Origin of the sequence: Streptomyces sp. NPDC005752, from assembly GCF_040630715.1 — a bacterium.
Lineage (GTDB): Bacteria > Actinomycetota > Actinomycetes > Streptomycetales > Streptomycetaceae > Streptomyces.
Window position 1 is genome coordinate 67,836 of record NZ_JBEXYB010000013.1, and the last position, 19,297, is coordinate 87,132.

17 protein-coding genes and 1 pseudogene are annotated in these 19,297 nt (G+C 72.3%); 7 read left to right on the plus strand and 11 right to left on the minus strand.

The window, feature by feature from the left end; translation table 11 throughout:
• Window positions 1–19: 19 nt before the first annotated feature.
• Window positions 20–203 (plus strand): annotated as a pseudogene (locus ABZ441_RS13540) (Lrp/AsnC family transcriptional regulator); the annotation flags it as partial.
• On the opposite strand, the gene ABZ441_RS13545 reads toward ABZ441_RS13540, so the two are convergent.
• From ABZ441_RS13545 to ABZ441_RS13555, 3 genes are all read right to left on the minus strand, one after another.
• Window positions 193–3,246: an SMC family ATPase gene (locus ABZ441_RS13545; protein ID WP_358972231.1), complete on the minus strand. Its 3,054-nt coding sequence runs from the start codon at window positions 3,244–3,246 to the stop codon at window positions 193–195. The pseudogene ABZ441_RS13540 and the gene ABZ441_RS13545 overlap by 11 nt on opposite strands.
• A complete protein-coding gene (locus tag ABZ441_RS13550) occupies window positions 3,243–4,409 on the minus strand; it encodes an exonuclease SbcCD subunit D (protein ID WP_358972234.1) in 1,167 nt (388 codons plus the stop codon). Before ABZ441_RS13550 ends, ABZ441_RS13545 begins: the two co-directional genes overlap by 4 nt.
• Window positions 4,410–4,542: 133 nt before the next feature.
• Window positions 4,543–5,178, minus strand: coding sequence for a YigZ family protein (locus ABZ441_RS13555; protein WP_358972237.1), 636 nt, complete (start codon window positions 5,176–5,178; stop codon window positions 4,543–4,545).
• Between the two features lie 83 nt (window positions 5,179–5,261).
• On the opposite strand from ABZ441_RS13555, the gene ABZ441_RS13560 reads away from it, so the two are divergent.
• On the plus strand, window positions 5,262–5,678 hold the full coding sequence (locus tag ABZ441_RS13560) for a CoA-binding protein (protein WP_358972238.1): 417 nt from the start codon (window positions 5,262–5,264) through the stop codon (window positions 5,676–5,678).
• A gap of 108 nt (window positions 5,679–5,786) precedes the next feature.
• A complete protein-coding gene (locus ABZ441_RS13565) occupies window positions 5,787–6,626 on the plus strand; it encodes an AAC(3) family N-acetyltransferase (protein WP_358972241.1) in 840 nt (279 codons plus the stop codon).
• 176 nt (window positions 6,627–6,802) lie between these two features.
• On the opposite strand, the gene ABZ441_RS13570 is transcribed toward ABZ441_RS13565, so the two are convergent.
• Window positions 6,803–7,387, minus strand: coding sequence for an XRE family transcriptional regulator (locus ABZ441_RS13570; protein WP_358972243.1), 585 nt, complete (start codon window positions 7,385–7,387; stop codon window positions 6,803–6,805).
• A 330-nt stretch (window positions 7,388–7,717) separates the two neighbouring features.
• Complete coding sequence (locus ABZ441_RS13575) at window positions 7,718–8,416, minus strand: DapH/DapD/GlmU-related protein (protein ID WP_358972443.1); 699 nt, start codon at window positions 8,414–8,416, stop codon at window positions 7,718–7,720.
• A 201-nt stretch (window positions 8,417–8,617) separates the two neighbouring features.
• On the opposite strand from ABZ441_RS13575, the gene ABZ441_RS13580 reads away from it, so the two are divergent.
• Window positions 8,618–9,151 carry a gamma carbonic anhydrase family protein gene (locus ABZ441_RS13580; protein WP_358972246.1) on the plus strand — a complete coding sequence of 178 codons (534 nt, stop codon included), beginning with the start codon at window positions 8,618–8,620 and terminating at the stop codon, window positions 9,149–9,151.
• A gap of 97 nt (window positions 9,152–9,248) precedes the next feature.
• Here ABZ441_RS13580 and ABZ441_RS13585 read toward each other — a convergent pair whose 3' ends face one another.
• Both ABZ441_RS13585 and ABZ441_RS13590 read right to left on the minus strand, forming a co-directional pair.
• Window positions 9,249–9,911 carry a DedA family protein gene (locus ABZ441_RS13585; protein WP_358972249.1) on the minus strand — a complete coding sequence of 221 codons (663 nt, stop codon included), beginning with the start codon at window positions 9,909–9,911 and terminating at the stop codon, window positions 9,249–9,251.
• A gap of 130 nt (window positions 9,912–10,041) precedes the next feature.
• A complete protein-coding gene (locus tag ABZ441_RS13590) occupies window positions 10,042–10,479 on the minus strand; it encodes a DUF4442 domain-containing protein (RefSeq protein ID WP_358972446.1) in 438 nt (145 codons plus the stop codon).
• A gap of 108 nt (window positions 10,480–10,587) precedes the next feature.
• Between ABZ441_RS13590 and ABZ441_RS13595 the strand changes: the two genes are divergently transcribed.
• Window positions 10,588–11,601 carry a hypothetical protein gene (locus tag ABZ441_RS13595; RefSeq protein ID WP_358972252.1) on the plus strand — a complete coding sequence of 338 codons (1,014 nt, stop codon included), beginning with the start codon at window positions 10,588–10,590 and terminating at the stop codon, window positions 11,599–11,601.
• A gap of 66 nt (window positions 11,602–11,667) precedes the next feature.
• Window positions 11,668–12,978, plus strand: a complete 1,311-nt coding sequence (locus tag ABZ441_RS13600) for an MFS transporter (RefSeq protein ID WP_358972254.1) — start codon at window positions 11,668–11,670, stop codon at window positions 12,976–12,978.
• Here the strand turns inward: ABZ441_RS13600 and ABZ441_RS13605 are convergent.
• From ABZ441_RS13605 to tuf, 3 genes are all read right to left on the minus strand, one after another.
• Window positions 12,940–13,785 carry a fused MFS/spermidine synthase gene (locus ABZ441_RS13605; RefSeq protein WP_358972257.1) on the minus strand — a complete coding sequence of 282 codons (846 nt, stop codon included), beginning with the start codon at window positions 13,783–13,785 and terminating at the stop codon, window positions 12,940–12,942. The genes ABZ441_RS13600 and ABZ441_RS13605 overlap by 39 nt on opposite strands.
• A gap of 40 nt (window positions 13,786–13,825) precedes the next feature.
• The gene (locus ABZ441_RS13610; RefSeq protein WP_358972259.1) at window positions 13,826–14,677 is read right to left on the minus strand and encodes a patatin-like phospholipase family protein; all 852 of its coding nucleotides are present in this window, start codon (window positions 14,675–14,677) and stop codon (window positions 13,826–13,828) included.
• 69 nt (window positions 14,678–14,746) lie between these two features.
• The gene (tuf, locus tag ABZ441_RS13615) at window positions 14,747–15,916 is read right to left on the minus strand and encodes an elongation factor Tu (RefSeq protein WP_358972261.1); all 1,170 of its coding nucleotides are present in this window, start codon (window positions 15,914–15,916) and stop codon (window positions 14,747–14,749) included.
• Between the two features lie 508 nt (window positions 15,917–16,424).
• Here tuf and ABZ441_RS13620 point away from each other — a divergent pair.
• Window positions 16,425–17,615: an acetyl-CoA C-acetyltransferase gene (locus ABZ441_RS13620; protein WP_358972264.1), complete on the plus strand. Its 1,191-nt coding sequence runs from the start codon at window positions 16,425–16,427 to the stop codon at window positions 17,613–17,615.
• 158 nt (window positions 17,616–17,773) lie between these two features.
• On the opposite strand, the gene ABZ441_RS13625 is transcribed toward ABZ441_RS13620, so the two are convergent.
• The gene (locus ABZ441_RS13625) at window positions 17,774–19,207 is read right to left on the minus strand and encodes an MFS transporter (protein ID WP_358972266.1); all 1,434 of its coding nucleotides are present in this window, start codon (window positions 19,205–19,207) and stop codon (window positions 17,774–17,776) included.
• Between the last annotated feature and the right edge of the window lie 90 nt (window positions 19,208–19,297).

Here is a 19,297-nt window from a genome sequence, read left to right on the forward strand (position 1 = left end):
GGCCGCCGGGTCAGCCACGGACACGACGCCGGAGGTCGTGGAGGACCACCATGTGCCCCGGGACGGCTTCTTGGTCCTGAAGGTGCACGCGAGGTCGACGCGCCACCTGGAGGAGGTGACGGGCAGGACCGGCACTCTCGGCTCCGTGACCAGCGGGGTCGTCCACTCCTCGTCCCTCCCCCCGTCGGGCGGTCAGCCGCTGAGCGTCCCGGCAGCCCGGTGGACGACCGCCGAACCGTGCCGTTCCTTCACGACCTCCAGCTGAGCCGGGATACGACGGCGCAGGTCGGCCACGTGGCTGACGATCCCGACGCTCCGGTCGCGCTCGCGCAGCGAGTCCAGGACGTCGAGCACCTCGTCCAGGGTCTGGTCGTCCAGGCTGCCGAAGCCCTCGTCGATGAAGAGCGTGTCCAGACGTACGCCGCCCGCCTCGTCCGTCACCACGTCGGCCAGGCCCAGCGCCAGTGCGAGCGACGCGAAGAACGTCTCCCCTCCGGACAGCGTGGCCGTGTCGCGCTCCCGGCCCGTCCAGGAGTCGACGACGTGCAGGCCGAGACCGGCCCTGCGCCCGCCACTGCGTTCGTCGGAGTGGACCAGGGTGTAACGGCCGGACGACATCCGCTGGAGGCGGGCCGTCGCCGCGGCTGCCACCTGTTCGAGGCGGGCCGCCAGCACGTACGCCTCCAGACGCATCTTCCGCTCGTTGTCCGCGGAGGTGCCCGCTGTCAGCCCGGCGAGACGGGCCACTCTCTCGTACTCCTGGCGCAGTGGCCCCAGGGCGCGCACCTCGTCCTCGGCGAGGCGCGAGAGCCGGCCGAGCTCCGCGCAGCGCTCCTGCGCGGCGGCGTGTACGGCGGCGCCGTCGCGCAACGCCTCGACGGAAAGGTCGTACGCCGCCTGTGCCGCATCCGGCTCCGCGGCCGGCCGCTCGGACGCGGCCCGCGCGTCCTCCTCGGCGAGCCGGTCGGCGACGGTGGCGGCCTCCGTCTGCCAGCCGTCGATACGGTGCTGCAACTCCCGCTGCGCGGTGTCGTCCAGGAGCTTCGCGGCGGCGGCCTGCGGCGTGTCGAATCCGGCCCGGAAGGCAGCGTCGGCAAGCCTCCCGTCGGCCTCCTTGAGGCGCTCGGCCGCGTGCTGCTCGGCGCGGAGCGCCTCGGCGGCGTCGGCCAGCAGGAAGACACGGCGCTCCAGCAGCGCGGCATGCTCGGCCACGGAGGCACTGGCACCACGGGCCTTCAGCAACTCGGCCTCCAGCGCCGACTGTTCGCGGTCGAGCGCTTCGCGCTGCGAGGTGCGCCCAGCAGCGCGCCGCTCCGCCTGCTGCCGGTCCTCGAGCCGGCCGGCGTGCTCGCGCTCGGCGGCGGCGAGTGCCTCCCTGGCCGCATGCGTTCCCGCGGCCACCCGGTGCGCCTCGGTGTGCTCCCGGGTCAGGCGGTCGACGACCGAGCGCAGTTCGGCGACACCGGCTGCGGTCCGGTCCGTCGGTCCGGGCGCGCCTGCGCCGTCCTGTGGATCCGCCGCCTCGGCCCGCGCCCCCGCGAGGCGTTCGCGCAGGACGCCGAGCTCGCTCTCCGCCTGTGCCCGGGCCCGGTCGGCCCGCTGGTGGGCGGCGAGCGCCGCCTCCTCCGTGGCCCGGTCCACATGGCCGTCCTCCGCACGGGCCGGCGCCGGGTGCTCAGCCGAGCCGCACACCGCACAGGCGACCCCGTCGACGAGCTGACCGGCCAGTTCCGCGGCGACGCCGCGCAGCCGCTGCTCCCTGAGCGTCAGCCACTTCTCGTGCGCGTCCACCGCACGCTCGCGTGCGGTGGTGAGGACCGCAGCCGCCGTCTCCTCCTGCGCGCCGAGGGCGTCGCGCCGGCGTGCCGCCTCCAGCCTCCTGCGGGCCGGGTCGAGCCGGCCGGCCAACTGCTCCGCGCGGGTCGCGGCGTCCTGTGCCGTCTCGATGCGGTCCCTGAGGCTCCGGCGGGTGGCGTCCCATCCGGCCAGCCATTGCGCCGCCTCGTGGATCGTGTCGTCGTCGGAGCGGGACTGCCTCTCCAGACCGGCCCGTTCGGCGTCGATCTCCCCGCTGCGCCGCTCGGCACGGCGTGCGGCGTCGAGAGCGCCCAGCTCCGCCCGGAGCCCTCGCTCCAAGCCGGCCAGCTGTTCGGAGCCCGCTTCGGCCAGTTCGGGAGGCAGGCCGGCTCGTGACCGCTCACGCTCCGTGACAGCCGTGCGGTGGGCGCGCTCGGTTTCCTCCCGCAGCTCGAGCGCCGGGGCGACCAGGTCCGCCTTGCGCGCACGGGACAGCTGGTCGTGGCAGCGGTCGCGTTCCGCACGTCGGGCCTCCAGCCCGGCGGCTCGGCGGCGGGTCTCCTCGTACCGCTGCTGGAGCCGGGCCAGTTCGCGTTCGGCCTCGAACGCGTGGCGTGCGGACGCGTTCCGGCCTTCGGCCGCAGCGAGGACGCACCGGGCGATGTCCAGCCGTTCGCGGGCTCCGCCGCGTGCGAGGGCGGCCCATTCCAGGACCCCCTCGGCGAGACCGGGTTCACCGGGCCGATCCTCGGGCGGTGCCGCCTCGTCCGCCGCCGGACCGGCCGCCTGCGCGATGCGCTGGGCCAGGGCGAGGATCTGCTCGTCCGCCGTCCTGACCCGGGCTTCGGCCGCCCGCCGCAGGTCGGCCAGGCGCTCCTCCACGGCCGCGAAGCGACGGGTGTCGAAGAGCCGGCCGAGCAGCTTGCCGCGCGCCTCCGCGTCGGCGCGCAGGAACCGCGCGAAGTCGCCCTGCGGCAGCAGCACCACCTGGCAGAACTGATCCCGGCTCATCCCGATGAGCCCGCCGATCTCCTCACCGATCTCCTGGTGGGAGCGGCTGAGCGCCTTCCAGCCGTGCTCGGGGTCGTGTTCACGCAGCCAGCTCTGCGCCTTCTCGGTCGTGAAACCACCGCCCCTCTTCTTGGGGCGGGGCTGGGCGGGACGCCTGGTGACTTCGAGGCGGCGCCCTCCGACGGTCAGCTCCAGACACACCTCGGTCGGGCGGTCCACCGGGGCGTGGTCGCTGCGCAGTGAGGTGCCGGGGCTCTGCCGGGCACCGGGCACCGCCCCGTACAGGCCGTAGCAGACGGCGTCGAGGACGGATGTCTTGCCTGCGCCGGTGGGGCCGTGCAGCAGGAATATCCCCGCGGAGGACAGTGCGTCGAAGTCGACTTCCTGAGAGGCCCCGAAGGGTCCGAAGGCGGTCAGAGTGAGTTTGTGCAGCCTCATCGGGACACCTCGTTCACTCCGTCGCCGACCCGTACGTCGTCGAAGGCGGCGCGCAGCACCGTCCGCTCCTGCGCGCTGGGTCCGCTTCCGCCGCGCACGTGGGCCACGAAGTCCTCCGCCACCTGCTGGTCGTCACGCCCCTTGAGCCGCTGGGCGTACGACGCGAGGGGATCCCCGGGGGCACGCTCGGGGTCGAAGACCAGGCTGAGGGTGTGCGGGAAACGCTCCAGCAGTCGGGCCATCGGTTCGTCCGGCCTCGCCGGGTCGGTGAGGGTCGCCTCGACCCACGAGTCCCGGTGACGGACGAGGGCCGGGTCCTCCAGCAGCGTGTCCAGGCGTCCGCGGAGCCGTGCCAGCGGGCGCGGCACCGGGCAGTCGACGCGCTCGGCGACGATGCCTCCGCCAGGGCCGAGGTCGATCAGCCACATCGTCTTGCGGTGCGTGTGCTCCGAGAACGAGTACGCGAGCGGGGAGCCCGAGTAACGCACCCGGTCCGTGACCTTCTGGCAGCCGTGCAGATGGCCGAGGGCCACGTAGTCGACGCAGTCGAAGACGCCCGCGGGGACGGCGGCGACACCGCCGACCGTGATGTCGCGTTCGCTGTCGCTGGGTTCACCGCCCGCCACGAACGCATGGGCGAGCACGACGGAGCGGGTGCCGTCCGGCCGGGAGGCGAGATCGGCCCGTACGCGGCCCATGGCCGCCGTGAGGACGGCTTCGTGCCCTGCTCCCGACGCACCGAGGGTCTCCCTGACGAGGGCCGGCTCCAGGTAGGGGAGCCCGTAGAAGGCCACCTCCCCGTGCGTGTCGTGCAGAAGGACCGGAGTGGCGCACTCGCCGGGGTCGGTACGCAGGTGGATCCCGGCCCGTGCGATCAACCCGGCGCCGACTCCGAGCCTGCGGGCCGAGTCGTGGTTTCCCGAGATCATGACGGTCGGTACTCCGGCGGCGGCGAGCCGGTGCAGTGCGTCGTCGAACAGTTGGACGGCAGACAGCGGCGGCACGGCCCGGTCGTAGACGTCCCCCGCCACGACGACCACGTCGACGGCGTGCTCCCGCACCGTCTCGACGAGGTGGTCGAGGTAGGCGGCCTGGGCGTCGAGCATCGAAACGCGGTGGAGCGAGCGCCCCAGGTGCCAGTCCGAGGTGTGCAGAATCCTCACGACATCACTCCGACGGCTGCGACCTGCATGTTCCACTACCTCCGCCCCCGGGACCGGACCGGCCCGGCACCCCACCCGCCACGGTTCTCCGCAGCCGGCTCGACCACGCTAATGCCGCGCGCTCCCGGATCCCTCATCCGCCTCTGACTTCGCCGTACGCCTCGCCGCCCAGTTCGAGCGTCGCGGAGCCCGCGGTGGCATCGGCGAGCCAGGAGCTGAACCCGTCGACGTCGGCTTCCGGCAGCCCGACAGCGATGGTCACCGCCTCCGCGTAGGTCACGTCGTGAACAGCACGGCCCGTGGCCCGCAGGTCGTTCTCCAGCTTGCCCGCCCGCTGGTGGTCCACGGTGACCGTGGCGAGGCGGTACCGGTGGCGGGTGCTCGTGCCCAGCGCGTCGAGGGCTTCACCCACGGCTCCTCCGTACGCCCGGATCAGTCCGCCCGCGCCGAGCTTGACGCCGCCGAAGTAGCGGGTGACGACGGCCACGGCGTACCGCACCTCCCGGCGCATGAGCATCTGCAGCATGGGGAGGCCCGCCGTCCCGCCGGGCTCCCCGTCGTCGCCGGCCTTCTGCACGGAGGCGTCGGCGCCGATGACGTAGGCGAAGCAGTTGTGGTTGGCGGAGGGGTGTTCCTTGCGGACGCGCGCGATGAACTCCTGCGCCTCCTGTTCGGTGGCGGCTGGGGCGAGCGCGCAGAGGAAACGCGACCGGTTGATCTCGGTCTCGTGCACGCCCGCGCGGGCGACTGTCCGGTACTGCTCCTGCATCGGTCCACCCTATGCGCCGGTCCGTCCCGCGCTCTTCACTCCTTCGTGGGGAATGGCCGGGCGGGGCCGTCCGTTGTCAGGGCATGTACGCAGACGATGAGACGGTTCGCAGGATCCTTCAGGACACGGGCGACACCTGGGCGGTGGTGGGCCTGTCCGGCAACCGCTCCCGCGCGGCCTACGGGGTGGCCGAGGTCCTCCAGCGCTTCGGCAAGAAGGTGGTGCCCGTCCACCCCAAGGCGGAGCCGGTCCACGGCGAGCAGGGATACGCGTCGCTCGCGGACATACCCTTCCCGGTCGATGTGGTGGACGTCTTCGTCAACAGCGACCTGGCGGGTGGTGTCGCGGACGACGCGGTGGCGGTCGGCGCCAGGGCGGTCTGGTTCCAGCTCGGCGTGATCGACGAGGACGCGTACGAGCGCACGCGCGCGGCGGGTCTCGCCATGGTGATGGACCGCTGCCCGGCGATCGAGATACCCCGCCTCGCGCCGCAACGGTGACCGGCGGCGCCTTCGGTCCTGCCTCATTCGCCGAAGACCTCTGCGCGCGGTCCCGCCTTCCGCGCAGGCCGGAAGACGTGGTGTCGCACGGAGGCTCCGGCGGGGAGAATGTCCGCTGTGACTCAGCATCTCCTCCTCGCCGGTGAGCGCACCGCCACGCAGCTGTGCGAGCTCGGCGTGCGTCGGGGCGGCGTCCTGCTGGTGCACGCCTCGATGCGCTCCGTGGGCGAGGACGCCGGGCGCGTGGCCGACGCGCTCTGCCGGGTGCTGGGACCGGAGGGAACGCTGGCGGTCCCCACCTTCACCCCGGAGAATTCCGACACCTCGCGCTCCCACCAGGACCATGTCCGCGGCCTGAGCGACGAGGCCCGCGAGGCGGTGCGTGCGGCGATGCCCGCGTTCGACCCGGCGGTCACTCCCGCGCCCTCGATGGGCGCACTCTCCGAGACGGTGCGGCTGACCCCGGGTGCGCGGCGCAGCGCACACCCGCAGACCTCGTTCGCCGCGCTCGGACCGGGAGCCCAGAAGCTGCTCGCGGACCACCGCCAGGACTGCCATCTGGGCGAGGACTCCCCCCTGGCCCGGCTGTACGAGGCCGACGCCCAGATCCTGCTGCTGGGTACGGGCTTCGACAGCTGCACCGCCTTCCACCTCGCGGAGTACCGCCTGCCTTCGCCGCCCCGCCGCGTTTACCGCTGCGTGGTGTCGTCGGAAGGCGGACGGCGCTGGTGGGAGTACGAGGACATCGCTCTGGACGACAGCGACTTCGCCGCGCTCGGGAACGACTTCGTCCGTACGCGTACCGGAGCGACCGGCAATGTCGCGGTCGGCACCGGAACGGTCGGTATCGGCCGGGTGGGCGCCGCGCGAAGCCACCTGTTCCCCCTCCGCGCCGCTGTGGACTTCGCCGCGGGATGGCTCGCGAAGCATCGGGCCGGAGGCTGCTGAGCGGTCCGCGCCGGGCCGTTCCTCAGGTCCCGAGGCGTTCCGGCGCACCCCTCCCGGCAGGATGCCGGAGCCCTGTCGGGGATGATCAGGCCACTTCCTGACCCACCGCGGCGGGATCCATCATCAGGGGGGACCCTGAACGCACGTCGATCACGCCGACAGCCCGAGCGGACCGCTCACCTGCCTTCCCGGCGGACCGGCGGGATCGACACGGCCATGGTCAGATCAGCGGGCTCGGGGCCGTCGTTGCGGTAGCCGTGCGGCACATGGGCTTCGAACGTCGCAGAGGTTCCGGCGGGCACCGCGTGGACTTCGCCGTCGACGACCAGGGACAGGACACCCGCTGTGACGTGGAGGAGCTCCACGGTTCCCTCGGGGTGCGGGTCGGAGGCGCTGCTGTCGCCCGGCATCAGATGCCAGGACCAGAGCTCGATGGGCCCCCTGGCCTCCGTACCCACCAGGAGCGTGTTCGAGCTGCCCGCCTCCGTCGACCACATGCGCACCGCCTGACTCTCGGGAACGAGCCGCACCTGGGATCCCTGCTCGTAGTCGAGCAGCGTGGTGATGCTGACGCCCAGTGCGTCGGCGAGCTTGACGGTGGTGCCGACGCTCGGGTTCGTACGCGCCTGCTCGATCTGGATGATCATGCCGCGGCTGACGCCCGCTCGGGCCGCCAGAGCGTCCAGGGTGAAGCCGCGCTCACCTCGCCACCGCTTGAGGTTCCGCGCGAGCGACTGGGTGAGCTGATCGAGGTCAGACACGTTCCGTCCAGGATGAGGGATGGCAGAGTCACGGATGTCGCACTACGCCATGGCGTACCCGACCGACACCGCACTGTACTGCGAGCCGTCCGACGACCGCACCGTTCGCCCTGGCCACGACCCTGCTGCGGGTTTGGGCCGATCCCGGCGGCGGACCGATGACCCGGCGCACGCCCCACCCACACCGCGGTGGGCCGTGCCGCATCGCGTATCCGCGGCCCCCGATGTGGTCATGATCGCGACCGGAGCAGCGAGTGAGGACGGCACGGCCCCGTCACCGTGCCGAGCCGCAGGCCGGGGGGTACCGCAGGGGGCCGGCCCCGGAAGCGGTCAGCTCCCGTCGGCCGGGTCCTCCAGCAGCCGGGCCACCGCGGCCAGCTGCTCGGGCGTGACGCCTTCGGGGATCGGCACCGGTGCGGGCGTGCGCAGCGGTGGCTGCCAGCCCGCCTCAGGATCCCAGCTCCGCACCACCCGGGCAGGCGCCCCTGCCACCACGGCGTGGTCGGGGACCTCTCCCCGCACGACGGCACCCGCCGCGACCACCACGTTGCGGCCGAGCCTGGCCCCCGGGAGGATCACCGCTCCGGTGCCGATCCAGCATCCGGGCCCGATCACGACCGGCTCCATGCGCGGCCACTGCTTGCCGACCGGCTCGTCGGGATCGTCGTAACTGTGGTTGGTCGAGGTGATGTAGACGTACGGACCGCAGTACGTGTCCGGGCCGATCGACACCGAGGTGTCGGCGATGACGTGGCTTCCCCTGCCCAGCACCACACCGTTGCCCAGGGTCAGGATGGGTTCCGGTCCCAGATCGAGGTCGGGCATCAGACCGGCCGTGAGCGTCACCTGCTCGCCGATGACGCAGTGGTCGCCCAGCTCGATCCAGGGCTCCCCGAACACGGTGCCCTGGGGGAACGCCAGCCGGGTCCCCGCGCCGATGCGTCCGAACCTGAGCCGTCCGGGGTGCTGCGCGGTGACGGACCCGGTCTCCTGCACCCAGGCCCAGACGTGATGGACGGCGCGCGACATCAGCCCACGCCGCCGGAGGGCCAGGGAGGGGAACACGTTCCGGATCTTCGGCACCCGCTCACGGTAGTCGGCCCACCCGGAGGGGGCCGTGCGACGTGCTGTGATGTTCACCCCACCTGCCCGGGGCTCGGGGACCGTCCATTACGGTTCGTGCGGAGCAAGGGGCGCCGAGCGCACCACACCCCACCCGAGGAGCATGCGATGGCAGAGCGGGCATTGGTCACCGGTATCGGCGGCAAGGAGCCGGACGTCGACCCGGACGCCTTCCTCGCACCGACCTCGGTCGTCGTCGGCGAGGTGTCGATGGCCGCGGGCTCCAGCGTCTGGTACCACGCCGTCCTGCGCGGCGACGGCGGCCCGATCTCCCTCGGACCCGACAGCAACATCCAGGACAACTGCAGTGTCCACACCGATCCCGGCTTTCGAATGACGGTGGGCGCCCGGGTGTCGGTCGGTCACAACGCCGTACTGCACGGCTGCGTCATCGAGGACGACGTGCTGGTCGGAATGGGAGCGACCGTGCTCAACGGCGCACACGTCGGAGCGGGTTCGCTGATCGCCGCGCAGGCCCTCGTGCCACAGGGGATGCGGATCCCGCCGGGCTCCCTCGTCGCCGGCGTACCCGCCAAGGTCAAGCGGGAGCTGACGGCGGAGGAGCGTGAGGGCATCGCCTTCAACGCGGCCGGTTACGTCGAGCTGGCGAAGGCCCACCGTGAGGCGCACCGGGAGAGCTGACGGTCACCTGGCCGGCAGGCCCGGAGCCAGGCCACCCGCCCACGCCCTGCCGGGACCGGCCCGGCGTGTCACGCCAGGCCGACGGGGCCGTGCCGGATCAGTCGACGGCGGGCACCGCGTCCGGCTCGGGCGCGGACACCGGGCGGTCGGCCTGCTCCGCGGCCTTCTTCGCCCGGTTCTTGAGCACCAGCATCGAGGTCACACCGATCAGCACGGCGGCCAGCAGCCCCAGCCACGAGAAGCGCTTGAGCCATGCCTCGGCGACGACTCCGACGGAGTAGATGACGGCGGTGGTACCGCCCGCCCAGACGATTCCGCCGAGCACGTTGGCGATCAGGAACTTCCAGTACGGCATGCGCAGCACACCGGCCAGCGGCCCCGCGAAGATCCGCAGCAGTGCGACGAAACGGCCGAAGAAGACCGCCCACACACCCCACTTGGTGAAGGACCTCTCCGCCAGCGCGATCTGCGGCTCCCCGAAGTGCTTGGGGAACTTCCCGCCGAGCCAGGCGAGGAGCGGTCGGCCTCCCCTGCGGCCGATGGCGTAACCGATCGAGTCCCCGATGATCGCCCCGGCCGACGCGCAGGCGCCGAGGACCACGGGGTCGATGTCGCCGTGCTGGGAGGCGAGGAGCGCCGAACTCACGAGGATGATCTCGCCGGGCAGCGGGATGCCCAGACTCTCGAGTCCGATGACGACCCCCACCAGGAGGTAGATGCTGACCGCGGGGATCGTCTCGAGCCACTCCTGGACGTGCAACGCGGGTCCTTTCCCGTAAGAGATCTGCAGCCGTGCACCACGGGTGGTGCACGGCGGGCAGCCTACCGGGCCGGAGGACGGGACCGGCGGGCGCGGCTCCCGGCAAGGGGCGCGCGGGGCCGGGTGCGGGTCAGCGGTTCGGACGCAGCGTCCAGACCACGGTCATCTCGCTGGTGACGGCACCGTCCTCGCGCCGGATCTCGACGCTCACGGGGAACTCCGGGCGCTTCCCCTCGTCCAGTTCGGCGACGACCTCGGCCACCGGGCGGCCGAGCACCGCGGTCGCCGTGAGATCCCCCATGGCCACCTTCTTGAAGGCCATCTCCGTGGTGACGGGCAGCGGGACGGCCCGGGACATCTGGTCGCCGAACGCGGCGACGACGATCGCGCCGCTCGCCGACTCCGCGAGGGTGAACATCGCTCCGGCGTGGGGTCCGCCGAGGTGGTTGTGATATTCGGCGCGGTCGGGGAGCGACAGGACGGCACGCTCCGTGGTCGTCTCCAGGTAGTTGATGCCGAGGGTCCGGACCATGGGGACGCTCGCGGACAGGATGTCGCCGACTGTCATCTCTTCAGTGCTCATCCGATGATGTTACTAGCGAGTAGCACTCTTTGACCATCCCCTCACAGGGGCGCCCGTAGCAGCGGCCACCCGACCCCTCTATGGTTACTGGCCATGTGGCCAGGACAGCAGCCGCCCGGGGGCGAGCAGAACCCGCAGGACCAGAATCCCTACCAGCAGCCGGGGTACCAACAGCCGAATCCCTATCAGCAGCCGGGATATCAGCAGCCTGGGCAGCAGCCGGGTTACCCGCAGCCCAACCCGTACCAGCAGCCCACGATGCCGCAGTACGCCGTACCGGGCGGGCCGCGGCCGGACGACAAGAAGAAGACGACGATCATCGCCGTCCTCGCAGCCACCGCGGTCGTGATCGCGGCCGTCGTCACCGGTGTCGTCGTCATGAACAAGGACGACGACAAGGGCGGCTCGGACGTGGCCGACGGCAAGACGTCTCCGTCGGCGAAGCAGTCCGACACCGCCTCCTCGCCCGCGGCGAACCCCAGGGGTGGTGAGGATGCCGCGCCCACGGTTCCGGGCTGGAAGGTCGTGACCAATCCCAAGTGGGGCACCCAGTTCGACGTGCCCGGTGACTGGGAGGTCTCGGGCACCGGCGTGTTCTCGGGCTTCGAGGACGTGAAGGACCCGACGGGCCCGCCGGCGGTCGGCTTCTCCGCGCCCGCGCACTACAAGACCAAGTGGTGCAGCGACGACACGGACAAGGACGGCTCCGCGGAGGACACCGGCCTGGCCGGCGTGGGCACCAAGGGCGGCCAGGGCGCCAAGAACACCGATGAGGCGGCCACGAACGAGGCCGCCAACTGGGTCTGGGCCGCTTATGCGCAGGAGGACCCGAAGGAGAAGGTCAAGACCGCCGAGCCCAAGCCCTACACGACCAAGTCGGGCCTCTCGGGCAGCGTCGTCACGGCCACCGCGAGCGGGCTGGCCAAGAAGAACAAGTGCGACACGGACGGCAAGTCGATCGCGTTCAGCTTCAAGAACGCCGAGGACCAGTACTCGACCTGGATCCTCTACGCGAACGCCGGCGTGGACGACGAACTCCCTGACGCCACCATCCAGAAGATCCTCAGCACGGTGCGCCTGGTGGAGGTCGCCGAGACCACGTCCTGAGCTCCGGCGCACACGGCCGGGACCGCCCATTTGGCGGGAGGGCGTCCGGGCGGGGATAGTCCCTTGGTGACTTCCGCCGCCCCCTCCCCCTCGCCCGCCCTCCGGTCCCTGCCGGCAGGCCGCAACTTCGGCCTGCTGACCGCCGCCGCGATCATCACGAGCCTCGGCACCAACGGCGCTCTGATCGCGGCGGCGTTCGCCGTTCTGGAGTCGGGTGGCGACAGCGGCGACGTCGGCCTGGTCGCCGCGGCGCGCACCGCCCCGCTGGTGCTCTTCCTGCTCATCGGCGGCGCGGTGGCGGACCGGCTGCCACGTCACCGGGTGATGGTGGCGGCGAACGCCCTCAACTTCGTCTCGCAGGCGGTGTTCGCCTGGCTGGTCCTGACCGGGGGCGCGGAGCTGTGGCACATGATGGTGCTGACCGCGCTCTGCGGTACCGGCCAGGCCTTCTTCGGTCCGGCGGCCGAGGGCATGCTGATGTCCAGCGTCAGCGGGGAACAGGCGGCCCGTGCCTTCGCCTTCTTCCGGATGTCGATGCACGGAGCGGCCATCGGCGGCGCGGCGCTCGGCGGCGCCATGATCGCGGCCATGGACCCGGGCTGGGTGCTGGCAGTCGACGCGGTGGCGTTCGCCGTCGCGGGGGCGCTGCGGGCCTTCCTGGACGTGAGCCACATCCCGGCGCGCGCACCGGGCGGCGGCCTGCTCGCCGACCTTCGGGAGGGTTGGCGCGAGGTCGTCGCACGCCCCTGGCTGTGGGCCGTCGTGCTGCAGTTCTCCGTGGTGGTGGCGGTGGTCGGAGCCGCCGAGGCGGTGTACGGCCCCCTCGTGGCGCGGGACGAGCTCGGAGGCGCGCGCCCCTGGGGCTTCGCTCTCGCGGCGTTCGGGGTCGGCACCCTGGGCGGAGCGCTGCTGATGATGCGGTGGAAGCCCCGGCGACTGCTGCTGGCGGGGACGCTCTGTGTCTTTCCGCTGGCTCTTCCCTCGGCGGGGCTCGCGATCCCGCTGCCGGTGACCGGTCTCTGCGCGGTGATGTTCGTGACCGGGGTCGCCATCGAGGTGTTCGGGGTCTCCTGGATGACGGCACTGCACCAGGAGATCCCGGAGGACAAGCTTTCCCGGGTCGCGGCGTACGACTGGTTCGGCTCGGTCGCGATGGTTCCGCTGGCCACGGCGGCGGCCGGTCCGGTGGAGACGCTCGTCGGCCGCAGCGAGGCCCTGTGGGGATGCGCCGCGCTGATCGTGCTGGTGACGGCGGGCGTGCTGCTCGTACCCGACGTGCGGAACCTGACGCGCCGCAGCTCGGTGGCGAAGATCAGCGTGCCGGAGCAGTCCCCGAAGTCAGCCGATGCCGAAGGCTCGGTCGGGGGGCTCCGGTGAGGCCACGGCCTCACTGTCCCGCACCGGCTTCGCCCCACCGATGAGCCGGGCGAGCGCCGGACCGTGTGCGACCCGTGCGGGGAACACGTCCGCGGCACAGAGCCTGGCGAGCGGGGCGATCTCGAGAGGCGCGCGGGAGGCGAGCAGCACGGCGTTGCCGAAGCGCCTGCCGCGCAGCACGGCCGGCTCGGCGATGACGGCGAGCTCGTCGAACACCTCGGCGAAGTTGGCCAGTTGTGACCGCAGGAAGGTGAAGGGCGCGCTGTCGGCGAGGTTCGCCGCGTAGACGCCGTCCGCGCGCAGGGCTCGTGCGGCGGCCCGCGCGTACTCGACGGAGGTGAGGTGCGCCGGTACCCGTGCCCCGCCGAACACATCGGCGATCAGGAGGTCGGCGGAGCCTTCGGCCGCCGCTTCGAGCCAGCCCCGGGCGTCGGTGCCGTGCACGGTGATCCCGGCCTCCGCCGGCCACGGCAGGTGTTCGCCGACCAGTTCGACGAGCCGCCGGTCCACCTCCGCCACGTCCTGCCGCGACCCGGGGCGGGTCGCGGCGACGTAGCGCGGCAGCGTGAGCGCGCCGCCACCGAGGTGCACCACGTCCAGCGGTGCTCCCGGGGCGTCGGCGCGGTCCACGACGTGGCCGAGCCGTCGTACGTACTCGAATTCGAGGTGCTCCGGCAGGTCGAGATCGACGTAGGACTGCGGGGCGCCGTCGACCGTGAGCAGCCAGGCACGGTCCCGGTCGACGTCGGGCAGCAGCCTGGCGGTGCCGCAGTCGGTGTCGCGGATGACGGGTATCGGCTCGTTCACTTCCCCATTGTGACGGGCGCCGGGCCCTCCTCCGGCCTGGTCAGCCGTTCCACACCGCCGCGACCGACTCGGTGTGGGCCGCGGACTGGGCGAGTCCCGCCCTGGCCGCCGCCGCCCGGCGTGCGGGGTCCAGGGAATTGCGGCCGATGGCCTTGCGGGTGGCCGCGTCCGGGGTGATGACCTCGACGCGGGCGCCCGCCGCCTCCAGTTCGGCGGCCTGGGCGCGGGGCGAGACGATCACCTTGTTGCCGGTGGCGGTGGGTGCGATCACGACGACGCGTTCGTAGCCGGAGGCGAGATGGGCGTTGGCCGGGGAGTGCACGCCCCCGTCGATCCAGCTGCCGCCGCCGGCGTCGACGACGGGCCAGACCACGGGGACCGCGCAACTGGCGGTGACGGCGTCGGCGAGCGCGACCGTGCCCGTCCCGTCGAACGTGTGCAGCGCGCCGGTGGACGCGTCCACGGCGGTGACCAGCAGACGCCGTTCGGGCCATTCGGTCGAGGGAAGCAGGTTCGCGATCAGTTCCCGCCGCTCGGCCGCGGACGCTCCGGGCCGGCTGTCGCGGGCCAGGGCGCCCAGCCTGCGGCCGTAGTCCTCGGGCGTACGGGAGGAGAGCGCCGCTCTCGCGTACCGCAGGATGGCGACGGGGCCGAGCCGGGCCGCCGCCCCCTTGTCGTCCTCCGGGGCGGCGAGCTGCCGCTCGTAGAGGTCGCCGACGCCGGCGGGTCCGAAGGCCAGCTGCGCCCCGACGATGGCACCGGCCGAGCTCCCGATGATCAGATCGGCGGTGGAGAGGTCGACGCCCGCCTTGGCGAGCCCGTGCAGGATGCCGGTTTCCCATGCGGTGCCGGTGACGCCTCCGGCGCCCAGTACGAGAGCTGTGTCTGCCATGTCCCCCAGTCTGCCGGAGCCCGCGCGGCCCGCCTTCCCGGGGGTCGGGAGGGCGGGCCGCGCAGGTCGTCAGAGCAGGCCGGTGACCGTGCCGGCGCCGACCGTGCGGCCGCCCTCGCGGATCGCGAAGCCGAGGCCGGACTCGAGCGGGACGTCACGACCCAGCTCGACGGTCATGGTGACCGTGTCGCCGGGCCGCGCCACCGCGGCCTCGCCGAGGTCGACGTCACCGACCACGTCAGCCGTACGGATGTAGAACTGCGGCCGGTAGCCCGTGGTGACCGGCGTGGTGCGGCCTCCTTCCTTGGCCGACAGGACGTACACCTGTGCGGTGAAGCGCCGGCTCGGAGTGACGCTGCCGGGCGCCGCGACCACGTGGCCGCGGCGGACGCGGTCACGCTCGACCCCACGCAGCAGCAGCGCGACGTTGTCACCGGCCTCCGCGGACTCCATCGGCTTCCCGAAGGTCTCCAGGCCGGTGACCACGGTCTCGAGGTCCGCGCCGAGCACCGAGACACGGTCCCCGACGCGCACCGTGCCGCGCTCCACGGCGCCGGTGACGACGGTGCCGCGGCCCGTGATGGTCAGCACGTTCTCCACGGACAGGAGGAACGGCGCGTCGGTGTAACGCACCGGCATCGGTACGTACGTGTCGACGGCGTCCAGCAGCCCCTCGACGGACGCGGTCCAGCGCGGGTCGCCCTGGAGCGCGCCGAGCCCCGACACCCGCACGACGGGCACGGTGTCACCGCCGTAACCGTGCGCGGAGAGCAGCTCGCGGACCTCCAGCTCGACCAGGTCGGTGAGCTCGGGGTCGCCGGCGTCGGCCTTGTTGAGGGCGACGACGATGTGGTCGACGCCGACCTGACGGGCCAGCAGGACGTGCTCCGCGGTCTGCGGCATGATGCCGTCGAGCGCGGAGACGACGAGGATCGCCCCGTCCAGCTGCGCCGCCCCGGTGACCATGTTCTTGATGTAGTCGGCGTGTCCGGGCATGTCGACGTGCGCGTAGTGGCGGGTGTCGGTCTCGTACTCGACGTGCGCGATGTTGATGGTGATACCGCGCTGCGCCTCCTCGGCCGCCCGGTCGATGCGGTCGAACGGCACGAAGGTGCCGGTGCCGCGGTCGCTGAGCACCTTGGTGATGGCGGCGGTCAGGGTGGTCTTTCCGTGGTCGACGTGACCCATGGTGCCGATGTTGAGGTGCGGCTTGGTGCGCACGTATGCCGTCTTGGGCATGGCTCGTCCTTGCGATTCGAAGCTGGGAGAAGAAGACCCCGGGGCCCCGCCGACCCTCCCCTTGCGGGGTCCGCCGGACTGTCGGGGGAGGGTCAGCTTCGGGCGCCGCCGAAGGGCGCTGCGGCAGCGGTGAAGGCTGCTGCCGCGAGTGCTGCTGCGGTTGCGGCCGCAGGGTTCACGGCAGCCTTCGGCGCGTCCGCGACTGCGGACTGCGCTGCGAGGAAGGCGTACCGGAACATGCCCCTGAGAATGCCGGAGTGGCGCCGCGCCGTCGAACGGTTTTCTCGCGGACCGAACCCGCCGTCGAATCCCTCCGCCGAGGCGGGGCGGCGGGCTGTGGTCGAGGGCGGGACCGGCGGGCGGGCGACACGCCGTTCTGCCGGTTCGGCGCGGGCACCACCGATGGGCTATGCCGTCGCTCACACCGCCGGAGGCCGCCTGTCGGCGGGCCAACCCGTCGGTAATGTGGCCGTGTTGTGGTCCACCACTACTACCCACGGAGGACATCGTGTCCGGATCCGTCATCCTGGCTGGGGCCCGTACACCCACCGGTCGCCTGCTCGGCGCTCTGAAGGACCTCTCCGGAGCTCAGCTCGGGGGCATCGCGATCAAGGCGGCTCTGGAGAAGGCGGGGGTGACGCCCGAGCAGGTGGAGTACACGATCATGGGGCAGGTCCTCACCGCAGGCGCCGGCCAGATCCCGGCCCGCCAGGCCGCGGTGGCCGCGGGCATCCCGATGAGCGTCCCGGCGCTCACCGTCAACAAGGTGTGCCTCTCGGGGATCAACTCGATCGCGTTGGCGGACCAGCTGATCAGGGCCGGTGAGTTCGACCTGGTCGTGGCGGGCGGCCAGGAGTCCATGTCGCAGGCACCGCATGTGCTTCCCAAGTCGCGTGCGGGTTTCAAGGCCGGTGACGTGCCGCTGATCGACCACATGGTCCACGACGGGTTGTTCTGTCCCTTCGACCAGCTGGGCATGGGCGTCTCGACCGAGAAGTACAACAGCCGCTACCCCGGCGTGACCCGGGAGAAGCAGGACGCCTTCGCCGCGGCCTCGCACCAGCGGGCCGCCGCCGCGGCGGCAGCCGGCCGGTTCGCCGAGGAGCTGGCGCCGGTGACGGTCCCGCAGCGCAAGGGCGACCCGGTGGTGTGCGACACCGACGAAGGCGTACGTCCCGACACCACGGCGGAGGTTCTGGCGAAGCTGCGCCCCGTGTACAGCGCCGACGGCACCATCACGGCGGGGACGGCTTCGCAGATCTCCGACGGCGCCGCGGCCGTGGTGGTGGCGAGCAAGGCCAAGGCCGAGGAGCTGGGCCTGTCCTGGATCGCGGAGATCGGCGCCCACGGTGTGGTGGCGGGGCCGGACGGGAGCCTGCACGAGCAGCCGTCGAACGCGATCGGGGCCGCGCTGGGCAAGGCCGGACTGAAGCCGTCCGATCTGGACCTGGTCGAGATCAACGAGGCGTTCTCCGCCGTCGGCATCGTCTCCACCGAGCAGCTGCGCATCAGCCCGGACATCGTCAACGTCGACGGCGGAGCCATCGCGCTCGGTCACCCGATCGGCGCCTCCGGCGCACGGCTCATCGTCCACCTGGCCTATGAGCTGCGCCGCCGCGGCGGCGGACTCGGTGCGGCCGCTCTGTGCGGCGGCGGCGGGCAGGGCGATGCCCTGCTCATCCGCGTACCGTCCGCCTGACGATCGGTCGGAGCGGCCCGGCCGGGAGCCGCAGGTACGACACGGCCCCCTGGTGGGCGGCCCACTTCGGTGGCCGCGCCCCAGGGGGCCTTCCGCGATCCCGCGGCCGGGCCGTCCAGCCCCTGAAGCCGAAGCCGACCGGAGGCGCGACCTGATCCTCAGGCGGCGGCGACGGCCGGCGCGGGCTTCTGCCGCAGCATGATGAGCATCGCGCACACCACGGCCGCGCAGAGGATGTTGACGGCCATCGCGGCGACGTAGACGTGGTGGAAGGAGGCGATGTCGCCGGAAGTCGGACCCAAAGCCATGATCGAGGCGAATCCGGCGATGCCGATCGCACCGCCGACCTGACGCACCGTCAGCGTCATACCGAGGCCTCCTGCGAACTTCTGCGGGGGCACCGTCCCCGCGGCCAGCGACGACAGGCAGGTGATGGCGAGGCCGAGACCGCCGCCGCCGAGGATCGAGGCCGGCAGCCAGCCGCCCAGGAAGTTGGGTGTGGCACCGAAGAGGCCGGACGCCCAGATGGCGTTGCTGGCCGTGAAGGACAGCGCGCCTAGGACCGTCACCTTCACCTGGGTCGTCGGCCGCGTGAGCCGTCCCGCGGTCAGTGAACCGGCCATCGAGGAGACGGCTCCGATGCTCAGCGCACCGGCCGTCTGCAGGACGGACCAGTGCCAGATGTCGGCGGCGAACAGCGGTGCGGCCAGCATCCACGCGAACATCGTCATGTTGAGCAGGCCGAGGCCGAGGTTGGCGGTCCGGAACACGGGGCTGCGCCACACCGCCATGTCCAGGGCCGGCGCCGGGTGCGTGCGCGAGCGGAGCACGGTCACGGCGACGAGCGCCAGACCGGCCAGCCCGAGTCCGATGGTGCGGGCGTCCCCCCAGCCCCAGGTGTCCCCCTCCGTGAGCGCGCTCACCACCCCGCCGATGCCCAGGGCGAGCGCGATGCTGCCCACCGCGTCCGGCAACCGGTCCCCGGTACCGCGCAGGCGTTGCCTCGGCAGCAGCACCAAGGCGGCGACCAGCATCGCGCCGCAGAGCGGGAGATTGATGTAGAACACCGAACGCCAGCCGAAGCCACGCAGCAGCAGCCCGCCCGCGGCCGGTCCGATGACGGCGGAGAAGCCCGCCACCGCGGACCAGGTGCCGACGGCTCTGGCGATGCGATCCCGTGGTGTCGTGGCGAGGATCAGGCCGAGCGCGGCGGGGATCATGCCACCTGCCGCCGCGCCCTGGACGATCCGTGCCGCGATGAGCCACCAGATGGACGGCGCCACGGCGCAGACGAGCGAGGCGGCGGCGAAGGCGGCCAGGGACCAGAGGAAGACCGTGCGTCGGCCGATGCTGTCGGCGATCCTCCCGGCGGGGGTGAGCACCGCTGCCAGCAGGATCGTGTAGCCACTGAGGACCCACGTCACGGTGCTGAGCGACGTGCCCGGGAAGTCGTCCATGATGTCGGGAAACGCGATGCTGACGATCGACAGGTCGAGGAAGGCCATGAAGCTCGCGCCACTGCACAGCGCGAGCACGCGGGCCTGGTTGACATCCCGTGTGGTGCGTGTGCGCTCAGCCGGCTCGTCGGACATGCCCGTCCCCTCGGCTCGTGCTCCTCGTCGGACTCGCCCTGCGGTCCAACTAGGTGCTTGAAAAGGTTGGTTGAAGCGGTACAGCCGGAG

What these genes read in the sequence shown, in the direction of transcription:
- ABZ441_RS13545 (WP_358972231.1), bottom strand. Translation starts at nt 3,246, where the DNA reads ATGAGGCTGCACAAACTCACTCTGACCGCCTTCGGACCCTTCGGGGCC.
- ABZ441_RS13555 (WP_358972237.1), bottom strand. Translation starts at nt 5,178, where the DNA reads ATGCAGGAGCAGTACCGGACAGTCGCCCGCGCGGGCGTGCACGAGACC.
- ABZ441_RS13560 (WP_358972238.1), top strand. Translation starts at nt 5,262, where the DNA reads ATGTACGCAGACGATGAGACGGTTCGCAGGATCCTTCAGGACACGGGC.
- ABZ441_RS13565 (WP_358972241.1), top strand. Translation starts at nt 5,787, where the DNA reads ATGTCCGCTGTGACTCAGCATCTCCTCCTCGCCGGTGAGCGCACCGCC.
- ABZ441_RS13575 (WP_358972443.1), bottom strand. Translation starts at nt 8,416, where the DNA reads ATGTCGCGCGCCGTCCATCACGTCTGGGCCTGGGTGCAGGAGACCGGG.
- ABZ441_RS13580 (WP_358972246.1), top strand. Translation starts at nt 8,618, where the DNA reads ATGGCAGAGCGGGCATTGGTCACCGGTATCGGCGGCAAGGAGCCGGAC.
- ABZ441_RS13590 (WP_358972446.1), bottom strand. Translation starts at nt 10,479, where the DNA reads ATGACAGTCGGCGACATCCTGTCCGCGAGCGTCCCCATGGTCCGGACC.
- ABZ441_RS13595 (WP_358972252.1), top strand. Translation starts at nt 10,588, where the DNA reads ATGTGGCCAGGACAGCAGCCGCCCGGGGGCGAGCAGAACCCGCAGGAC.
- ABZ441_RS13610 (WP_358972259.1), bottom strand. Translation starts at nt 14,677, where the DNA reads ATGGCAGACACAGCTCTCGTACTGGGCGCCGGAGGCGTCACCGGCACC.
- tuf (WP_358972261.1), bottom strand. Translation starts at nt 15,916, where the DNA reads ATGCCCAAGACGGCATACGTGCGCACCAAGCCGCACCTCAACATCGGC.
- ABZ441_RS13625 (WP_358972266.1), bottom strand. Translation starts at nt 19,207, where the DNA reads ATGTCCGACGAGCCGGCTGAGCGCACACGCACCACACGGGATGTCAAC.